Origin of the sequence: Candidatus Brachybacter algidus, assembly GCF_016707225.1 — a bacterium.
In the GTDB taxonomy this organism is placed as follows: Bacteria; Bacteroidota; Bacteroidia; order Chitinophagales; family Saprospiraceae; genus Parvibacillus; species Parvibacillus algidus.
The window spans coordinates 216,150-236,050 of record NZ_JADJID010000002.1 but is presented as its reverse complement, the minus strand read 5'-3'; the positions used below and the strand labels follow the sequence as shown (position 1 = coordinate 236,050).

The 19,901-nt window shown below is 38.2% G+C and carries 18 protein-coding genes; 2 read left to right on the top strand and 16 right to left on the bottom strand.

The genetic code is table 11. The features are described 5' to 3' along the window. Nucleotides 1-38: 38 nt before the first annotated feature. From IPI15_RS06875 to IPI15_RS06865, 3 genes are read right to left on the bottom strand one after another with little or no spacing between them, the layout of a single operon-like run. On the bottom strand, nt 39-1,424 hold the full coding sequence (locus tag IPI15_RS06875) for an NAD(P)(+) transhydrogenase (Re/Si-specific) subunit beta (protein WP_287400226.1): 1,386 nt from the start codon (nt 1,422-1,424) through the stop codon (nt 39-41). Continuing rightward, a complete protein-coding gene (locus IPI15_RS06870; RefSeq protein WP_287400225.1) occupies nt 1,424-1,723 on the bottom strand; it encodes an NAD(P) transhydrogenase subunit alpha part 2 in 300 nt (99 codons plus the stop codon). The genes IPI15_RS06875 and IPI15_RS06870 overlap by 1 nt, the downstream gene beginning before the upstream one ends. A 17-nt stretch (nt 1,724-1,740) precedes the next feature. After that, nucleotides 1,741-2,871 carry a Re/Si-specific NAD(P)(+) transhydrogenase subunit alpha gene (locus IPI15_RS06865; RefSeq protein WP_287419679.1) on the bottom strand — a complete coding sequence of 377 codons (1,131 nt, stop codon included), beginning with the start codon at nt 2,869-2,871 and terminating at the stop codon, nt 1,741-1,743. A gap of 596 nt (nt 2,872-3,467) precedes the next feature. Here IPI15_RS06865 and IPI15_RS06860 point away from each other — a divergent pair. After that, the gene (locus tag IPI15_RS06860) at nt 3,468-4,901 is read left to right on the top strand and encodes a hypothetical protein (RefSeq protein ID WP_287419678.1); all 1,434 of its coding nucleotides are present in this window, start codon (nt 3,468-3,470) and stop codon (nt 4,899-4,901) included. 534 nt (nt 4,902-5,435) lie between these two features. Here IPI15_RS06860 and IPI15_RS06855 read toward each other — a convergent pair. The 13 genes from IPI15_RS06855 to IPI15_RS06795 all read right to left on the bottom strand — a co-directional run bounded on the left by IPI15_RS06855 (nt 5,436) and on the right by IPI15_RS06795 (nt 18,457). After that, a complete protein-coding gene (locus IPI15_RS06855; protein ID WP_287419676.1) occupies nt 5,436-7,025 on the bottom strand; it encodes a DUF3843 family protein in 1,590 nt (529 codons plus the stop codon). A gap of 614 nt (nt 7,026-7,639) precedes the next feature. Continuing rightward, nucleotides 7,640-8,428 (bottom strand): hypothetical protein, encoded by a 789-nt coding sequence (locus IPI15_RS06850; RefSeq protein ID WP_287419674.1) that lies wholly within the window; start codon nt 8,426-8,428, stop codon nt 7,640-7,642. A 104-nt stretch (nt 8,429-8,532) separates the two neighbouring features. Further along, nucleotides 8,533-9,858, bottom strand: a complete 1,326-nt coding sequence (locus tag IPI15_RS06845) for a MutH/Sau3AI family endonuclease (RefSeq protein WP_287420066.1) — start codon at nt 9,856-9,858, stop codon at nt 8,533-8,535. A gap of 20 nt (nt 9,859-9,878) precedes the next feature. Further along, nucleotides 9,879-10,292, bottom strand: a complete 414-nt coding sequence (dcm, locus tag IPI15_RS06840; protein WP_287419672.1) for a DNA (cytosine-5-)-methyltransferase — start codon at nt 10,290-10,292, stop codon at nt 9,879-9,881. 107 nt (nt 10,293-10,399) lie between these two features. After that, a complete protein-coding gene (locus IPI15_RS06835; RefSeq protein WP_287419670.1) occupies nt 10,400-10,606 on the bottom strand; it encodes a helix-turn-helix domain-containing protein in 207 nt (68 codons plus the stop codon). 191 nt (nt 10,607-10,797) lie between these two features. Further along, a complete protein-coding gene (locus IPI15_RS06830; protein WP_287400217.1) occupies nt 10,798-11,124 on the bottom strand; it encodes a hypothetical protein in 327 nt (108 codons plus the stop codon). An 88-nt stretch (nt 11,125-11,212) separates the two neighbouring features. After that, entirely contained in the window at nt 11,213-11,452 is a 240-nt protein-coding gene (locus IPI15_RS06825) for a hypothetical protein (RefSeq protein WP_287419669.1), read from the bottom strand. Between the two features lie 8 nt (nt 11,453-11,460). Further along, the gene (locus IPI15_RS06820) at nt 11,461-12,375 is read right to left on the bottom strand and encodes a hypothetical protein (protein ID WP_287419667.1); all 915 of its coding nucleotides are present in this window, start codon (nt 12,373-12,375) and stop codon (nt 11,461-11,463) included. A 407-nt stretch (nt 12,376-12,782) separates the two neighbouring features. Continuing rightward, the gene (locus IPI15_RS06815) at nt 12,783-13,217 is read right to left on the bottom strand and encodes a hypothetical protein (protein WP_287419665.1); all 435 of its coding nucleotides are present in this window, start codon (nt 13,215-13,217) and stop codon (nt 12,783-12,785) included. A gap of 287 nt (nt 13,218-13,504) precedes the next feature. Further along, nucleotides 13,505-13,885, bottom strand: a complete 381-nt coding sequence (locus IPI15_RS06810; protein WP_287419663.1) for a hypothetical protein — start codon at nt 13,883-13,885, stop codon at nt 13,505-13,507. 13 nt (nt 13,886-13,898) lie between these two features. After that, nucleotides 13,899-14,567 (bottom strand): nucleotidyl transferase AbiEii/AbiGii toxin family protein, encoded by a 669-nt coding sequence (locus tag IPI15_RS06805; RefSeq protein ID WP_287419661.1) that lies wholly within the window; start codon nt 14,565-14,567, stop codon nt 13,899-13,901. Nucleotides 14,568-14,588: 21 nt separating this feature from the next. After that, nucleotides 14,589-15,173: a DUF6577 family protein gene (locus tag IPI15_RS06800; protein WP_353845296.1), complete on the bottom strand. Its 585-nt coding sequence runs from the start codon at nt 15,171-15,173 to the stop codon at nt 14,589-14,591. A 176-nt stretch (nt 15,174-15,349) separates the two neighbouring features. Next, complete coding sequence (locus IPI15_RS06795; protein WP_287419658.1) at nt 15,350-18,457, bottom strand: amidohydrolase family protein; 3,108 nt, start codon at nt 18,455-18,457, stop codon at nt 15,350-15,352. Between the two features lie 278 nt (nt 18,458-18,735). Between IPI15_RS06795 and IPI15_RS06790 the strand changes: the two genes are divergently transcribed. Further along, nucleotides 18,736-19,818 carry an endonuclease/exonuclease/phosphatase family protein gene (locus IPI15_RS06790; RefSeq protein WP_287419656.1) on the top strand — a complete coding sequence of 361 codons (1,083 nt, stop codon included), beginning with the start codon at nt 18,736-18,738 and terminating at the stop codon, nt 19,816-19,818. Nucleotides 19,819-19,901: the final 83 nt, after the last annotated feature.

Below are 19,901 nucleotides of genomic sequence, written 5' to 3'. Positions count from 1 at the left end.
TAGTGAATTTCCTGAAAATTCCGGCGCTAAGATATTTTTCAGATCTCCTTCAGCTCCGCCACGACCTTGGTAATCGTTTGCTTGGCATCACCGAAGAGCATGAGACAATTGGGATAGCCGAACAGTTCGTTCTCAATTCCTGCATAACCCTTACCCATGGAACGCTTACAGACGATGACCGTCCTTGCCTTGTCAGCATTGAGGATGGGCATGCCATAGATCGGGCTGTTAGGATTAGTCCTCGCGGCCGGATTCACCACATCATTGGCACCTACGACAAGTACCAGATCCGTATTGGCAAAGTCGTCATTGATCTGATCCATTTCGACCATTTTATCATAAGAGATATTGGCCTCAGCAAGCAATACATTCATATGCCCGGGCATCCTTCCCGCCACCGGATGGATGGCAAATCTAAAGTCTATATTGCGCTTTTCACATTGTTCACTCAGCTCATTCATGATATGCTGAGCCTGAGCTACAGCCATTCCATAACCCGGAACAATAATCACTGAAGAGGCAGAATCGAATAACATTGCTGCTTCCTCGACACCGACTTCGCGAACGACGATCTGCTCTTCCTCTCCACCCTTGACCACAGCTGTCTGTCCAAAACCACCTAATAACACATTCACCAATGATCTGTTCATAGCCTTACACATGATCTTCGTGAGGATGATACCGGAGGCGCCCACCAGAGCTCCAGATATGATCAATACATTATTGTTCAGTACAAACCCTGTCATACACGCCGCCATTCCCGAATAAGAATTAAGCAAGGAAATGACCACGGGCATATCAGCTCCACCGATAGGGATTACCGTCAAAATACCTAACAAAAGAGAGAGTCCAATGAGGATGTATAGATACATTGGTTCCGCCTGATCTAACATTCCGACCACAGCAAAAACTATGGTTGCAAGAAAAAGTACAAGATTGAGTAAATGTTGTCCTGAAAAAGTGATTGCATTGCCTGAAATCCTTCCATTAAGTTTTAAAAAGGCGATCATCGATCCTGTAAACGTGATGCCTCCTATAAATATCCCCAATGCTACACTCGTGCCGGTAATGGAGTCTAGTGAATACGAATAGATCTGAGTATTGAGCCAATAGTCTGCGAAAACCACTGACAAAGAAGCAAGACCACCAAAACCATTGAAGAGGGCGACCATTTCAGGCATCTGTGTCATCTCAACGCGGTTGGCTATGAAAGCTCCAATGGCTGATCCGATCAGGATACAAATAAATATATCCACGAGGCTGATCATTTCTACCTGTGCCAGCGTAGCCAGTATGGCCACAAACATAGCAAGTGCTGAATATAGATTGCCCCGGCGTGCATCCTTCGTCTTGCCAAGCATTTTTATTCCAACGATGAAAAGAATGGAAGCCAACAAATATGCCAACTGTATTAATATATTCATTACTTCTTCTTTTTAAACATTTTCAACATTCTGTCAGTAACCATATATCCACCTACTACATTGATGGTAGCTAGGACGAGTCCAATCATACCCAGCCATTTACTCACAGTAAAATAACCCATTTCATTGCAGGTGAGAATCCCTCCCACGATGGTGATGCCGGATATGGCATTGGAGCCGGACATTAGTGGTGTGTGCAGCGTTGGAGGCACTTTATTGATGAGCTCAAAACCAAGATAACTCGCCAGGACGAGCACAAAAAGGAGCATTATCAATGATTCAGGAGTAATAGTATGCATGGCAGTTATTTTGTAATCTATGATTTTGAAATAATGGAATTTGTAAATTCATGAACCGTGGTGCCTTCATGTGTAATAAGCGAACCTTTGGTCACCCCTTCTTCCATATCCCATTTGAATCCTTCTTTATCGGCCAGATGCAGTAATAGGGTACTGATGTTCGTCGCGAATAGTTGGCTGGCATTAGCGGAAAGTAGCGAAGGAAGATTGGAAAATCCCACGATGATGACGCCATGTCTTGTCACTACTTCATTTATAACTGAAAGTGCACAGTTGCCACCTGACTCCACCGCCATATCGACGATGACGGATCCGGGTCTCATGGACTTTACCATTTCTTCTGTGACAAGCAGGGGAGCCTTCTTGCCGATGACAAGGGCTGTCGTAATGACGATCTGGGCATCTTTTATTTTTGTGTTGATAAGTTCTTTTTGCTTTTGGAGGAATTCGGCACTCACTTCCTTAGCGTAACCACCTTCTACCTTCACCTCTTCAGCGCCTTCCACAGTTAGAAATCTGCCTCCAAGGGATTCTACTTGTTCTTTCGTTTCCGGACGAACATCGGTGACTTCGACTACAGCTCCTAATCTTTTTGCAGTCGCAATAGCTTGCAATCCGGCTACTCCTGCTCCGAATATCAGGACTTTGGCAGGAGTGATCGTTCCGGCAGCTGTCATCAAAAGCGGGAAAATTTTGTTGAGATAATTTGCCCCCAACATCACCGCTTTATAGCCGGCCAGATTGGCTTGAGAACTAAGTGCATCCATTTTCTGTGCTCTTGAAATCCTTGGTACGGCGTCCATAGAAAAGGAAGAAATGCGCTTTTCGTTGAGTTTTACGAGGAATTGCGGGGTGGTATAGGCATACATAAAGGAGATGAGGATGGTTCCCGGTTTTATGTGCAATACTTCCTCTTCAGTGAAAGCGTTGACCTTGAGAACGACCTGATTGTCTGCGGCCAATGCAGCAGAAGTGGCAATATTGGCACCGGATTGTATGTATTCTTCATCAGAAAAGGAAGATAGTGTGCCGGCACCAGTTTCTATCATTACTTCAAAACCCTTCTTGATAAGGTCTTTAACGACAGCTGGAGTGAGTGCCACTCTGTTTTCAAATGCCTTTCTTTCTTTGAGAACTCCTATTTTCATGCAGTTTGGTCAGTTTGGTTGAGGAAGTCAAAATGAATTCCTTCATTGATCCCCATTGATTACATAGTGAGGACATACAAATAATCGACTGATTGAGAAAGAATATACCCGTCACTTCGGTTAAATATCCTGCCTTGTTGGTCTTAACTTTGTAAATATATTGAAAAAGGCTTAAGAATTTACAATTAAATATAATAATTGGTTGTAGAGGTTAAACGCAATTAAATGTATTCGGGCACCGGATATAAGCCTGCATCAATATAAGGAAGCCACTTTCGGGGCAAGTTTTCATGGCTAAGCAAGTGGTTAAAAACAGGTTTGATCTGCGGCCCATGGTTATTTCACGAGAACAGTTAGGAGGGTATAAGCATGTGCAGAAATTGCGACGTCACAACCCGGGGCACTTGGGCGTGAATGATTGTAAAGGATCCTATTAGTGTATAACACCGCAGCTTTTCTATGGAAAAGTATCATTCATCTACTTATTTCAATATTATACCTAAAAACATAGTAACAAAAATAATTTGATGAACACATACAGGTTACTTATCCTTTTGCTTTTAAGCGAAAACTAATTTTTTGGTAAAATATAACTTATGGGACGTCAATATTCGGGTTACATTCAAAGAAGTCCTGATGACAGGGACCACTCAAAAGAGCATCAACAAAAGGCTCAGGCAGATGAAGAGAAGCCTATGCAAGGAGCTCGTCACGAGGCAGTACCGTTTAAAGCTTCAGGAGAAATAGTTCAACGCAAGCCAGCAGACGATAAAAAATTGCCCCCTGACAGTTCCAATGATTCTTCTTTGGGTATTGATGAGAAGATTCTCGTAGATAGTGATGCTATAGGCACTGTAGGAGACTGTACAGATTGGTATATGGTGCGCATCGCCTTTCTCGAACGACAAATTGCTGAGTTTTCTGAAGCATCTACGGCACCTCCCAAATCACTTACGACAGCACTGAAGATAGCCAGAATGCAGACCGCCGGACTTAAAAAGATCAATGGGCAGATGATGCCAGACCTACAGATGGAAGCACTTTTGCAATGGAATGATGATGTGTATAAACCTGCATTGTCTGAAGCTGACAGTGCCATAGACTCTATTGTGCTAGGTCGAATCTACAAAACCCAGCAACAAGTTGAAGCGACTAAAAATGATTTACAAAAGATTGATCCGCAATTACGAGACCTACAGCGGAGTGCTTTCCGAAAAGGGGACGATGATCTGCTTCAACAAATAGCTGATACTTACTTTCTCTATCATGATAGTTTATTGGTTGCCAGCGAATGGGTGAAAGAAGCAACCACTGTTTCCAAAGAAATAGGATTTCTGGGGACAACGCTGCGCGAACAGAAAATACTACATGGGGAGAAGTTTCCTGTCCGTATTGAAGACACAATGGTATTAAGTAGAAATGCCCGTATTGTGAAGGTGCTTGACATTGCTGAAAAGGTCAATCAAGCCTATGCTGCTTTCCAACTGGTAAGTGGCGCACTGGATCTAATGGGTGGCAGTAAGACTGCAAGTGATAAAGGCTCTAAGGGCATTAGTTATGCTACCACTATAGCCAGCGCAGGAGGAACGCTATTAGGCGCTTCGGCTATGTTTTCCCTTTATAATAATTTTTACATAGGTCCTATGACGGGTAAGATTTTGGCACAATTGGAGGTGCTTAAAGATATGATCTCTACTGGTCAGAACCACCCTTTAATACAGATGGGCAAACTCGATTGGGTCAATTGGGATATTGAACCGGGAGGAAGAAAGATGTTTGATTACATGATGCTAGTTATGAAAGCATCCAGTTCTGATCAGATACGCAAACCTACTGGTGACGTGCTGGAATATTTTGATGACAACAGAGGCGATTTTGATGCGGGTGCGATGGGAAAAGATGATATCCCAACAGAAAGTAGTTGGATATTTTGGAGTGAAGTTGATGCATCAAATGCAAAATATTGGATTTATCAGCATCGACAGGATATTTGGGGGATGCTTTATGGGTCATTGCCGGTACCCAGATAATAGAGGGTGAAAAGGAAATAAGATTTTTTCTTAGTATATGAACCGATCTGGCTAACTGATTACAAAATTAGTTAAACTTGAGCGATCACATTAATAAGGTAAGGATAAAAGTAGTTTCCAACGCATTAATACCGAATGGAAATTCGTAATAGTCCATCCCGAAGTTTCGGGATGGCCAAACGACTTTCAGCTCGGTATTATACGGCATATTTTTGGTCAATTTTATATTTCCGTTTCGTATAAGACTAAAATATGCGGTATGCCTAAGTTGGCGCCTTTAGGCGCATAATGTTTGTAACAAATTATGGTCGGGAGGATACTAGCCCCGTAGGTGGCTACCTGTCTTATATGAGCGCTAATAGCAAATACTCTTGAATTTTTTTAAAGAGTTTTCGCATTTCAAAAATTGCGAAATATGATTTTAACTTCGGGACATCCTCATCCATCTACATTCGAAGCAGCACACTAAATACTAAGATTCACTTTCATCGGAGCCGCCCGTTAGAAGTTCGCCTCTCGCCGTTCGCCAACTCCCTATTTCTTCCCCACCAATGCAAATGAAGGCCTCGTGTGGTAAGCATCTCTTTTCCAGAATCTTAGCAAAAAATCAATATCTGGTAAAATTCCTTTAGAGCCGAGAATTTTAAATAAAGGCAATTTGTTTTTACCCTGCTCGATAGCATAATAGCACAATCCGGTAGAAATACTCTTGTCAATTAGCATTTGCATTAAATGTTCTGTACTTCTTTCTTCATCATAATACGGATTGTGATCAACTGCAAAAGCGGAATTAAAACCATGCGCCATTTCGACGCCACTTTCAGGATTAAAATAAACCAGACCTGTGTCACCTGAAGGATTATTTATTTCATTCCAATCCCAACTTATGTCCTCAGAATCTTCATTTGGAACATCTCCTTTACCCAATTTTTTATTAAAAAAATTCATGTAACCCTTTACAAACTTTTCAATGTGATCGAAAGGCATGAACACAATCTCCTGTCCATTGGAATATTCCAAAAACAATTTTCTATGTTCGATCAGTGTTTCCTTCATAAATTCAGTATCGTCATCCAAAAAGGCAACTGCTCTCAGTGCGTCAATGGACTTACGTTCCTTTTTGATGAAATTTTCATTATAGGGCAACTCATATATCGTTCCCGAAAACCACCATTCACCCAACCATTTGACAAGTCCAAGTGAAAAGATCTTATCAACTACTACCAATTCTTTGGCATGATCATAGGATTTTTTGGTCATCTTGAACAACTTTCCGGAGGCAATATGTTCAAAGAAAATATCGTATTCATCCTGACCTTTGTAAAAGAAATTGCCCAAGATCTTTAGTGATATATTATTGAACTCGTGTCTTAGGTCCAGTCGTTTCCCATTGACCTCCGCCGCCCATTCATTTCCTTTGAGGCTCAATAACCTCGTATAACTTGTATGAAGGATAAAATCCCTGGTTTCATTTAAAATAATGTGCCGCGGACTGTCTATTTCAGATTCATTCAGCAGGGTCTCTACACTATCTTCCAATATCTTTTTTGTATCAGTGCTAAACAACCAGGAGCGGAATAATATCTTATCAATGGACAATCTTGATTTGTAATAATTGGAGGCACCCTCTTCGACGGCATAGAAATCCTTAAGTTTATCGTTCTCGGGAGCATATTCCCATGCTTCCTCAAATATATCCATAACCAAAGTTCCTGCTTCCAGGATCACCTCATTTCCCGGAATAATAAATTGTTCTTCCTGAATTGTATTCATAAAATACCATATCAGGAAACAAATGTCCTCGGTATTAATTTCTTCTTCAGCGTAATCATCTGTTATATAAAATGGCAATGGTTTGTCATACAGTTTTGTATGTTTTCTGACAAAGCTGTTCCACAGTTCTGAGCCTGACACGAGATCTTCGAGATAGGAAGTAAGAAAACAGCATAGTTTTATTCGGACTTTTGAAGTAAATAACTTTTCATATTCCTTAAAGAGATCCCCCTTATGAAGCGCTTCCATCACCTTGTTGGACAGATGAAGATAGTAGTGATCCTCCTGATGAATAGTATCATAGGGTTTGATCTCCAGCCAGTCTTTGATGTATATTTTGGTGATGGACATAGTGTGTAAATATTTATATAAGGATATTTGGTCGAGGGTGAAAATAAAAAATTTCTGGGATGTGGGAATGTGTTGATTAAGTATTCCGGAGTATAGGGAATGTATTTGATGGAAATAGACAAGGCAGGAGGGGGAATTATGATGTTTATGAAGGAGAAGACAAATTTTCTTCTTATCAGTCATTTTCAATACGTATTAAATGCAAGTAATGCGACCAACCTATAGATTGCGAAAACAGCGTTTTCGCAATCTAAGATTAAGAATTCGGGGCAAAGGGTGCCACTTTTGTGAGTAAAAGTTATCAGGATTCCGGAGCAAAGGGGGCCGTTCAAATCCGGTTGACTGTCCGCTGCTTTCCTCATGTCGTTCGCTGTTCAAACCTCTCAACAAACGCATATAAAACAAAGGCATCAAGCCTGTTGATCCAAAATAACCCATCTTAAATCCTTTGTGTCACAGATTCTCGTACCGTTCGACTCTCGCCGCTCGCTTCTATATTTTTGCTACATTTACTCACATACAACTCCACACAATGACCGACGGCTTATACGAGTTATTAATTACCAAGGTGGTTTTGGAGAAGCTAGAGGGGCTGGATAAGGTTAAGTTTTATACTATTTTAGATATATTTCATCTCTAATATAATTGTTGTTTAACCAAAAGCAATGTTTGGTATAATCATGAGCAAAAGTGACTTTATCAGCTATAGGTAATGGATAAGTATCATCAGAATTAGTAGCATGTGGTCTAACATGCGCAATATTGCTAAATTTCTTGTTTGGGAAATTTGTATAGCGAATTCCGCCAACAATTCTATTTACAATTTCTCCTCTTTCAATGATGTTCTTAGCTTTAGTCCAAACTTTTTCAACTTGTAATATATCTCTATATGGCATGTTCCAAAACTTAACTTTTCTTAAAACCAATGAGTTATCTACATATTTATAAAATACAAATAAAAATTTATGTTCTAAAATATTTTTAAATTCAGATGTCTCCCAGTTTTCTTTTATGATTTCTTCAAACTTAAAATTAGGGAAAGAAATATTCTCTTTAGGAAAATCATTTTCTTTCAATCTAATTGATTTAACAATAATATCCGCCTTTTCAAACTCCTCAATTTCTTGATCTGGTCCAATTCCCAATATTAATTTTGTCAAACTTGCATAAAAGTTTTTTGCACTTCTATTTAAATTAGCGCCAAGAGTTACTTGAATTTCTTCAATTGACTTGCCATAATATTGCTGAAATTTTTCTACAACAATTTCTTCTAAACTCCTTTTCATTATCTCAGTTTGAGAGGTGATAAGCTTCCCATAGTTTCCACCAGGGTCGTTCGCAATTGTAGCAATAATATGATTTACATATCCTTGTTTTAAGGAAAAAGCCCGTTGTTTAGCCAATTTTTTATTAAAAGGTTGAGTTCTTTCATTTCCTCCTTTTCCTCCTTTTGTACATGCTCCTAAGTATAGAGTATCCCCTTCCTAACAATTCATGCGCATTCCCATCAACTATTTTCTTCTTTATTTTTTCCAATCCCTTTTATTATTTCTAAATCATTTTTAGGAAAATTCCACTCATCGACTAATTTTATTACATAGTCTAATATATCTTGACTAAAATTATGCAAATAAAAGATTAGTAGGAGGTTAGAATTTTTTTTCCAAAAAGTGCTATTGACAAAATCCTGATCAACAATTTCCAAGTAATTTATGATGTTGAGTACTAGTCTCTCTTTCGAGCGATAATGTCTGTTTTTTAATTGTTTTAATGGAGTTGCCTTTAATTCTAAATTTATTTCGCTGAAATCAGCTTCTGAATCAGAATTTGGTTCATATTGAAAGTAGTACTTTTCGAGAATTTGTCCAAAATTGCCCTTGCCAGAATAGTTGTGCTCTAAGATAGATTCGTCACATACTTCGCGTAATGATTTATCTTTAATTTTTTTTGCAAATGATAAGACTGAAGCTTTATCAAGTCTATTATAATTTTGAGGCATTTTTAATTTTTCTTTTAGTGCTAATCCAATTTTTTCAACTACTCCTACCACTAAAGCATTCCCCATAAAAAAGGCTCTCTTTGTATTAGTAACACCTTCTAATTCAGTGTGATTGTCTGGAAACATATTTAGCCTCTCAAGTTCGACAGGTGATAATCGTCTATATCCTTTTTCGGTCAAAACTACGTGTTTAAATCTCGATGGAGATGGGCCTCCCTCGCCAGTAATAATTGTCCGTGAAGGTTTGTTCAAAGGGTCAGGAAAATGCATTCCGCCTTCACTATAATTATATTCAAAGCCACTTGCATTTTTCCTTACTTCTTTTTTGGGGCCCTTTAAATAATGCCATTTTTTTATGTCATTCTCATTTATATAAAAATCTTCAGTAACTTCACCATTTTGTAATACGTCTCCTAAACAAATTGGCTTTCCTTCAATTTTTGGAACAGTTTTGAGAGTTGTCACTGAGCCATTCACCATTAATCCACAATTTTCAAATAAAGATGCTCCGCCTAATGAATTAAAGGATGAAGAAATGTTTACAATATCGTCTTCTAAATTAAAAACGTTTTGTCTACTGAAATTATCCGAATAAACGGGAAGGGCAGAAGCTAATGTTCCTTTTGATATTAACCAATCTAAGGCTAAAGTCTTTTTTAATTGCTTAAAAATTGTTGATTTCTCCAAGTAAGCCAATATGAAAACTCTTTTTCTTCGTTGAGGCATTCCATAATCAGCTGCATTAATAACTCTCCATTCAACAACATAGCCTAAGTCACTTAAGCTTTTGAGAATAATAGCAAAATCTCTTCCTCGTTGTTTTGAAGGAGATATTAATAACCTATCTACATTTTCTAAAAAAATATATTGAGGCTTCTTCTTTTTTCTTCCAATATCCTAACAATTGACCACCAAAGAACACCTTTCTTTCCTATCAGACCCTTTGAATTTTTTAAAGTTGTTGCAACGGAGTAATCTTGACAAGGAAATCCACCCACTAATAAATCATGGTCTGGAATTTGTTTAATATCAACAGTTGAAATGTCTTCATTACTGTGCCCCTCTTTTCCAAAACGTTCTTCATAGACCGCAGAAGCATGTTGTGTTTTAGTTGAAGGCTCCCATTGATTACTCCAAACCACTTCATAAAAGCTGTCAACAGTTTCTTTATAATCAGATAATGGTGATTTTCCTTTCCAACCTTCTAATCCTATACGAAACCCACCGACACCTGCGAACAGCTCCGCTACTTTTATTTTATTTGCCATTTTTATTAATTTTTAGATATTCAACTTTTCTTCTGCTACCCTTAATGTGTCTAAATCCGCATGTTCATTAATTATCATATATGCGAAATGATCACTTAACAGTTCTTTTAGAAGTATTTTTCCTCTATTTGATAATAGATTGCTAATTGCTTTATTTGGTCTTTTGTTGCTGGCCTTTCGTTTCTTTCGATTTTCCCTAACAATGATGTATCAATACCTATACAACTAGCAACTTCTTTTAAGGATTGATTTGATTTCTCTCTTGCCGCTCTAAGTTGCTCTCCAAGAGTACAAATAGTCTTTTTTAATGTCATTTAGGACAAATTATGTCCAAAGATAAAAATAATTTGCGAAAGGACATAATTTGTCCACAAATTTTTTAAAAAATCAATCTTTATGTGTTTTTTCCAATTTTCAAAAGTCAATTGTATGACTTCTTTCTTAAGTTCACATTCCCAGATTATTAAAACTGTCCATCCTAATGCAATTAACAATTCAGATTTTTCTATATCTCTTCGAACATTGTTCTGAAATTTGTTTTTCCAAAATTCAGTATTGGACTTTGGCAAATTGTATTTACAATGAGGACACCTATGCCAGAGGCCTCGTTAACAAAAATTGCAATTTTTTTCGTTGTGAAGCAAATGTCTGGTCTTCCAGGAATATTTTTGGGAGGTAACCTGTAGCCTTTAATTCCCTTTTGCCACAGCCTCTTCCGAATTATAAGTTCAGGTTTAGTGTTTTTGGCTTTAATTCTGTTCATAGTTTTGGAAACATTCAAGTTTGAAGCGGTAGGAGATCTTTTATATCTTTTATACTTTACTTCATTCAAACGAATACAAATTTTGAGAAAAACAGGTTTTTTATAAAACAAAATTTTCAATAATAGTCAAACTTAGAAAATATATTAAAGTTTAATACTAGCTTACTAAATGGAATTCTAATAAATTATTTCCTTCATTAAAAGCATAAGTAACTAATTTAACATTATTCCATTCAGAAGGAATTGATGGTCTTGCTCCTTGGATATATTTTCTTTCAATAATATTTGAGAATGAAGCTAAAGCTTCATGTGTGAAACTATAGCCAATCATAAAAGCTTCTATCATGCTATAATCTGAAAAAGCATATTCATTTTTGACCCAGTCAACATATTTCATTAATTGAATTAAATCGTCAGATGTAACTTGCCCTTTTTTATTTCAATAACTAAATAATGGGAAATTGTAGGCTTTTGATTTATGATATATCTGTATCCAAAAACATCCATTTTGTCCATATAATCAATTGGTTTAAATGGAGAAGCAATAACTTGATGAGACAAATAATCCCAGTTTCCGAAAATTGTTAAAGTCTGATTATCTTGAATACTTAATTGATATATTAATGCCGCTTCAACTGCCATCTCATGACGTATTTGGCCATTCCTTTCTTGTATTGTACTTAAAAATGGTTCAATGCTAAGTGAATAAGAACTATTATTATTAATTTTTGAGGCAATTTCTTGATGGAATTCAACAAAATTGCTTGTTAGAAAGTTTGGGTTATTAGTATTTTCTAAATTTGACAAATTGCGTCTTAAAATTATATTTTTAAAAGCTTGGTTTTCATCATCTGAAAATTTAATAAAGCTTAGCTTATGAAATGCTCTTAATATTTTAAATTGTGAAGGTGATGAAGATAATAATTCATCCATGTCAATTCCATTATTAAAAAAAAATGGAGAGGGTTTAAAAGTGCATATGAACCGATAATGTAAACTATTTATTCCTTCAAATGTAGCTAGAATATTTCCTTCAACATTCTCATAAGTTTGAACGATTGGATTATTTGAAAGGGGATAATTTAGGTATTTACAATCAAGTCCAACATTTGTTAGTATTCCTATTCCATAAATTTTTCTTTTAATAAAAAAATAAACATTATCTCCTTCTCTCATGGAACAATAATCAGCAAAAGTGCCTTCTACGTTTATTCTCCAAATACCATTTGATGGATCTTTTATTCTTGTTGAGTAAACGACTTTTTGAATTGAAGAAATTAATGATTCATTACTATCCAAACTAAAATGATAACCTGCCATTTCAAGAAAATTTGCTATTAACGTATTTAAGCTTGTTTTCAAAACCCTATTCCATTATTATTTTCGAGGAACAAAATTGATTAAAAACCAAATTCAATAATTTTACTCCCCTCCACACTTTCACACCAATACAGCACCTCCCTCTTCGGCCTCCACCCCTCACTCTTCATCTCAACAACACTCATCTTGTCCATAGCGTGCAGTAAACGCATCTTTTCCTAAGTTATTTTCATCATAAATAGGTAGCTGCTGCCAAAATAGGAATAATTTTTCATTTAACATCCTTCTGGATAGCGGTATATAATTTCTCTATATTCTAGACCTTTTAAAGCCGCACAACTTGTTAAGAAATTGTCGCTATTTAAATTCTCAGACCAAATTTTTATAACTATACTTTTTATAACTATTTAATCTATCTTTTCCTTCAATACAGCATTTAATTCATTTCTAGTTTGAATATAATACCACAATTCCGGCTGGGTATTAGAAAATGAACTTAACTTAAAAACGATATCTACATTTAATTTCCTTTCTCCTTTTAAATATTTATACAGGTTGGAGTCTTGCATTTCAAAAACTGTGGCTAATTTTTTTTGCCTTATATTTAAAGTCTTTAAATATAGTTTAACAAAATCAAAAATTTGCATCTCTTTCTTACTACTACTTTCATTGATATAATCTTCCATCTTAAATTTAATTGCTAAAATCTCAAGTTCTATTTTTTCTGCAGCACTTTGTTCTTTAGATTTTTCATTTATATATTCGCGTATTTTATTTAAATTGTCTTTGTTGAAAACCTCATTTTCATTAATTTCAATTGTGTCCCTGCTATTATTTTCCATTGCTATTTATTTTTAGATATTTTTTAATTTAGAGTGCTTTTTGAAATTAATCACCAGCCCTCTTGTAAACCCGGCGAAGTATTTCCATCTCCTTTTAGTATTTTAGCGTAGTAAAGTGGCCCTCTTTGCACCTTGGAATCAGTGGCCCCTTTGACCGGAATATTTAATTGTAAAAGTATGAGCTAAATTATATAATTTGTTGACGAAAATTTGCTTCAATTTCTATTTATTGTAGAAGTTTTCCTTTCTCAAGAAAAGAAAGTTGATCATTTAGTCTATTTTATATCTTAAATTAAATTGACAATCTTATGCCAATAAAAGAAAGCTTGCGGATTAGATTTTTTCAATTTATTGAGTTTACTAAAGCTTGGATTCTCAATTGTCCAATCCTTTATTTGTAAAGGCGCTTCAAATTTTTCAAAACTAATAGCGTCTGAAAGTATCAACTTTGATAGATACGCTGCTTTGGATGCTGAAATAATCGCCTTCTCTATTTGGAAACTTTCTGAAAATATAAATCCCTTGAGCCGTTGTATACCAATTTGTAATTCTTCAAATTTACCAGTCCCCAAAAATCCGCGGCTAACTATGCTCAAAGACGTCTGGAAAATATCTTCTAAAACGTCTTCTATCGAAAGATGAATTCTATCTCGGTAAGAAAGCTCCACAGCTACAAAACTTTTAAATGTTGATTTTATAATTGAAAGGCTTTTTTGATACATCAAACAAATTACCAATGTCGTAAAGTTGTTTAACGATCTCCATACTCATACTATCTTTATTTTTATAGTAAGGGATTCCGGTAGTATTAGGAGCAAATGCAGTGAGCTTATCCCCTAGTAAATCTTCAAGACTTGGCACCTTAACTTTTATCGAGGCTCCTAAAAGTGGTGTAAAAGAAGATTCGACAGGAATCTCAATTAATTCAACATATGTAATCTCCTCATATAATATGTCAAGCAAAACGTACTCTTCGTCTTTACTCGTTTTATGATATGGAACATAGAAGAATTTATAGTGAGCTTTTTCTATATTAGATTGCGATGCCCTTTTCTGAAATTCAAACCTTTTAAAGCCTTGTTCATCCGATAGTTTAGATAAAATTTCATCCAGGCTCTTCAACTTTTTTGGAAGGACAATGTCTATATCGATAGATAAACGCTGAGTTGAATTAAAGTGTAACATTAAAGCCGTTCCTCCCTTAAATACAAAATTTAAATTTTGCATAGCCAATCCTTCTAGTAATAATAAAGCACGAATAACCTTTTCTACCAATATCTTATCAGCATTTCGATTTGCTTTAGACACTAAGTTGATCCAATTTAAGTTTATTTCTTTTTTATCAATCATTACTATTAAAAGGCAATATCTTTAAATACCAATAATTTGGATGTATTGTTCAATATCTTCTCTTTTACCCCTGCGTGAAGCATATCGGAAAAGCTTATTCTTATTTATTGTATATTTTTTAAAAGCTTCTTTAAAAATAACACTTCTTTCTTTCCCTTGAAAAAAGAAAAAAAGTCCTTCATCACAATAAAGATCTACGAGGGCTTTTTCTATAGTAATTGTAGATATTGTATTTACTTTTTGGAGCGGAGATTCCGATACCAATGATTTTACTATTATAGGGTTGTTGATTTCTACTATATATATGGACAATAGTTCTTTCTTTGGATTAAGAAAAACATTTTTATTATGTTCTTTTAAATATAGAAATACTGATTCCTCAACGGTTTTTTCAACTTCTACCATTGTAAAAACTACATTGGATTGATGTTTAGAAAATTCATTGAAAAGTGATGTACTCCATACACAGATTTCGATGAAAGGAAAAATTGAAAGTACGCTGTTATTTAAAACTTTAAGATTATTCTTAATTGCAGGGACAAATATTTGGTTTTTTCCAACCATAAATTTTCCCCTACCAATTCGCTCTAAACTTCCATTTTCAATGGTAATGGAGGGGGGCGGGTTGGGGGGGTTGGCCGCGGCCGCCCCCCGAAAAAAAAAAACCCCCCCCCGCCCCCGCCGCGTGGGTTTTTTTCTCCCAAAAAAACTTTTTTTTTCCCCCCCCCTTTTCTTTCTTTTTCTTTTTTTTTTGATATTTTCACCCCCCCTATTTTAAAAAATCAGACAAGCGAAAAAAAACTCCCCCCCCCCAAAAAAAAGGGATTTTTTTTTTTTTTAAAAAAAATTCCCCCCAAATTTAACCCCCCCCCCCCCCCCTTTCCCTCCCTCCCAAAGCCCAATTCCCTGGGCCTTTTTTCCTCCTCACTATCACAATGATACAACACCTCCCTCTTCGGCCGCACACCTTCACTCTTCATACCTCCTGCACTCATCTTGTCCATAGCGCGTAACAAACGCATTTTTTCCTGAGCGATGGTGGCTTGTTTGATCTTGTCTTCGGCACGGTCGAAGTATTTTATGCCGTCGACATAGGTTTGTTCGGCGACGGCGTAGATGCTGAGGGGATTGTCGGACCAAAGGACGATGTCGGCGTCTTTGCCGGCCTTGAGGCTGCCCATATGGCTATCGAGGTGGAGGAGTTTGGCAGGATTGAGCGTGACGAATTTCCAGGCTTCTTCCTCAGGGACACCTCCGTAAAGGACGGCTTTGCCCGCTTCCTGATTGAGACGGCGGGCCATCTCGGCATCGTCAGAGTTGAAGGCGACGACAAGGCCGACGCTGTGCATGATGGCACCATTGTATGGGATGGCGTCGATGACCTCGTATTTGTAAGCCCACCAGTCGGAAAACGTGGAAGCGCCCACACCATGTGCCTTCATCTTGTCGGCAACCTTGTAACCCTCGAGGATGTGGGTGAAGGTGTTGACGCGAAACTTATATTTATCTGCCACCTTCATGAGCATGTTGATCTCGCCCTGCTGGTAAGAGTGGCACGTGATGAATCTTTTGGCTTGCAAGATCTCTGCGATGGCTTCCAGGTCGAGGTCCTTGCGCATATTTGGATTGGCCTTGCGGTCGGAGATGTACGCCTGCGCACGGGAGAAATAATCCTCGTACACCTGCTCCACACCCATACGACTCTGCGGGTAACGGTTTCGGCCCTGGATGCCCCAGTTGACCTGTTTTACATTTTCTCCAAGGGCAAATTTGATGAAGCCATCTGCATCTTTGATTAAAAGATCCTGCGGCGCAGCACCCCAGCGCAACTTGATCATGGCTGACTGTCCGCCGATGGGATTGGCTGAACCGTGCAACAGCTGGCTGGCTACAACACCACCGCTCAACTGACGGTAGATGTTGACGTCCTCACTGTTGACCACGTCGCCGATGCGCACCTCCGCACTACTCTCCTGGCCGCCTTCGTTGACACCACTCGAAATGGCGATGTGTGAATGTTCGTCGATGACGCCCGAAGTGACGTGTTTGCTGGTGGCGTCGATGACTTTGGCGCCTGCATCAGAAAGGTTTTTTCCGTAACGGACGATCTTGCCGTTATCGATGAGGATATCGGTTTCTTTAAGTATGCCGTCGGCTTCATTGGTCCAGAGGGTGGCATTTTTGAATAGGACTTTTTCAGCAACAGGCAGCTTTTCATTGCCATATCCGACAAACGGATAAAGGACCTTCGTCTCAGGCATGAGGATGAGGCTGTCCGCTTTTTCTTCTTTTTTCTTGTCACGGATCTCTTCGACGAGGGTCATCGTCCAGGTAAAGCTGGCTCCTTCCTGATTCTGACCGATGCCGTAATAGTTTTTGCCATCGAGGCGACCGGAACAAGACCAGTATTTACCGTCGAGGCTGCCCTTCGGATCGAGGGAGAAGTTGATCTTATTGTTGTTGACAGAGATGATGCCCTTGTATTTGAGGGTGTCCTGATAGACTAGATTGATCTCCTTATTGCTCTTGGTGATGTGCACGTTGTACTTATCATTGTCGATAGATGTAGAGAAGAGAAACTTACCATCACGAGTAGAGTCAGGCAGGTTGTACAATTCGTATTTTCTGCCCTGAACGAAGTGGGAAGTCATCTTTGCCTTTTTGTCAAAATAGTTTTTGTCCATGACGAAGAAATTCGCCCATTTACCCGTTTCGATGGTGCCGATCTGTGCGCTTTCACCAATGAGTTCGGCAGGAACAGTCGTCAATGCTGCCAATGCTTTGTCCTTGTCCAGACCATGATCTACTGCGAGTAATAGCTTTTCACGGAATTCCTTGATCTCTTTTAATCCATCTGATGTAATGGCAAATTTGATGCCATTCTGTGACAATATGCCGGGATTGCGTGGAGCCAGGGCAACGTGTTTGATCTGTTCGAGGGAGATCTTATCCAGGTCGAGGATGTCGTCGGACTTGACCACTTCCGGGAAGTTGATGGGAATGATGAGCGGTGTATTGGTGGCTTTAATGGCGTCGATGCGCTGGTATTCGTCACCGGCGGATTTGATGATGTAGGCTTTGTTAAATTCCTTTGCAACTTTGACTGCACGCAGCACTTCCTGCCAGGAATTGACGGCGATGATGCTTTTTAGATTAGCATTGGTGCGCCATGCTTCGATGCTGAGGTTTTTTTCGTCGGTGGCTTTGTCCTGTGCTATTCCATCATAATACAATTGTCTTAAAAGTGCAATGCTTCCCATCTGTGAGGAAGGATATGATTGATTCGTGCTTCCTTTGGAAAATGAAAGTCCCTGAGCCACACGTTCGTCGATGATGAGGTTAGAACTTGGTGTTTTCTCTCCGGTGCTGACCAATACTGCGCTTCCGCGGCTGATACCATCTTTTATCTGTGATAAAGTTACTCCAAATCCTTGTCCACGCAGGTTATTTGCTTCTTTTTCATCGGAAACGAAGTATTCAAAAGCATTCGTCTCAGGGTGAATAGATTCATTCCAATAATAAGCGCCCGGCTTTTCGGAAAGTAGTTTTTGTCCACGACCCTGTTCGGATTTTATTGGTTGCCATGAAGTGACACCGTAATTGCTGTAAAAGTCGATGAAGGAAGAATAGATCCATTTGTCCGAACAGTCGATCTCCTGGCATCCTTGCGGCAGGGCAATGTTTTTACCGACGGCTTTGATGCGGCCTTTCTCCACGAGGATGTCAGTTCCTGTCTGGACATTGCCGGGAGCGACGACGACGGTGGCACGACGGAGCATGACGTTGTTGGGACGGGGGTCGGCAGGGCCATTGTTTGGGAAGGTGGACTGGGCGGATATCGTTGTGATTAAGAGGAAGCAGAGTATTGTATAAAATAAACGAAAATGCATAAGTAGGATTTAGGTGGATGAAGATAGGGAAATAAAAGTTAGTCAGAATCACGGATTTTACGGATTAGATGATTTCACAGATTTTATAATTAATGGAATGAAAATTTGGGTAGAAAAAATCCGTGCCATCCGCGTAATCAAATTAATCCCTGCCTTATTTGGCAGGCAAGCGTGATTCAAAGACAAAGAAGGCCGCGTAATCAAATAATACGTGATTCAGACAAAACATAAAACTTTCCTTATTATTACACCTTGTTCCTATCAATTAAAATTGGTCAATGTACACAACATATATTATAGGTGCCATTATACTCATCCTCTGCACCCTTATTCCATTCCTTCCCTTCCAACATTGGACGGTGAGAGCATTTGATTTTGCGAAGGTGCAGGTCTTGGTTTTACAAGTTATTGTATTTGTGGCAGCGTTTTTTCTGGTGAGTCGTCAAACTGAATTTTATATTCTACAAAGTCTATTATTGATATGTATTATCTATGAGATAAGTATTTTGTATAAATACACACCATTATATAAGTCTGGCGAATCAGCCAAAGGTAGCACCTCTTCCAAAAGCATTACCATTATATCGGCTAATGTGTACCAAATGAACACACAGTTTCAGCGATTCATCGACCTGGTGCAACGTGAAAAACCGGACATTGTACTGACAATGGAGTCCAATAAAGCTTGGGAAAAAGCGCTTGAGGTGATAGAAAAAGATTATCCGCTTCAACAAAAAGTGGCACTGGAAAACACTTACGGAATGCACCTCTATTCAAAAATCAAGTTTAAAAGTTGCAAAACAAACTATTTCGTTGCAGACGATATTCCAAGCATTGAATGTGAATTAATATCTGATGATGGTTTCGAATTCAGATTATTTGGTGTACATCCGCCACCACCCACTCCTACAGAAGAACCAAATAGTAAGGAGCGCGATGGAGAATTACTCTCCGTCGCAAAAGTCATTCGCAAGTTTGAGAAACCAACTATCGTGGTTGGTGACTTTAATAATGTCGCTTGGGCTCGTTCATCCGTTTTATTCAAAAAAACTTCTAAACTCATAGATCCCAGGATGGGGCGTGGTTTGATCTCCACCTTTCATGCTAAATATTGGCTACTTCGTTTTCCAATAGATCAAATGTATCACTCTGCGGATATTCTTGTAGAAGAATTAAAAACCCTTGAGAATTTTAACTCGGATCATTTACCCTTGTATTGCAAATTCCACATAGATCATTTAGATGCCACAAATGAGGATGAAGTGGAAGATTTGGAACAAGGTGAAATGGAGGAAGTGGAGGAATTTATTGAAGAAGGGAAGGAGGAAGAAGGAGATAGAGAGGAAAAAGTTGAAAATTAAAACATCTACTTTGACAATGGATACTCTAGAATGTTTGTGTTTGAAGTTTGTTGTTTAGCAACATGCTGCGATAGACTTTCCTT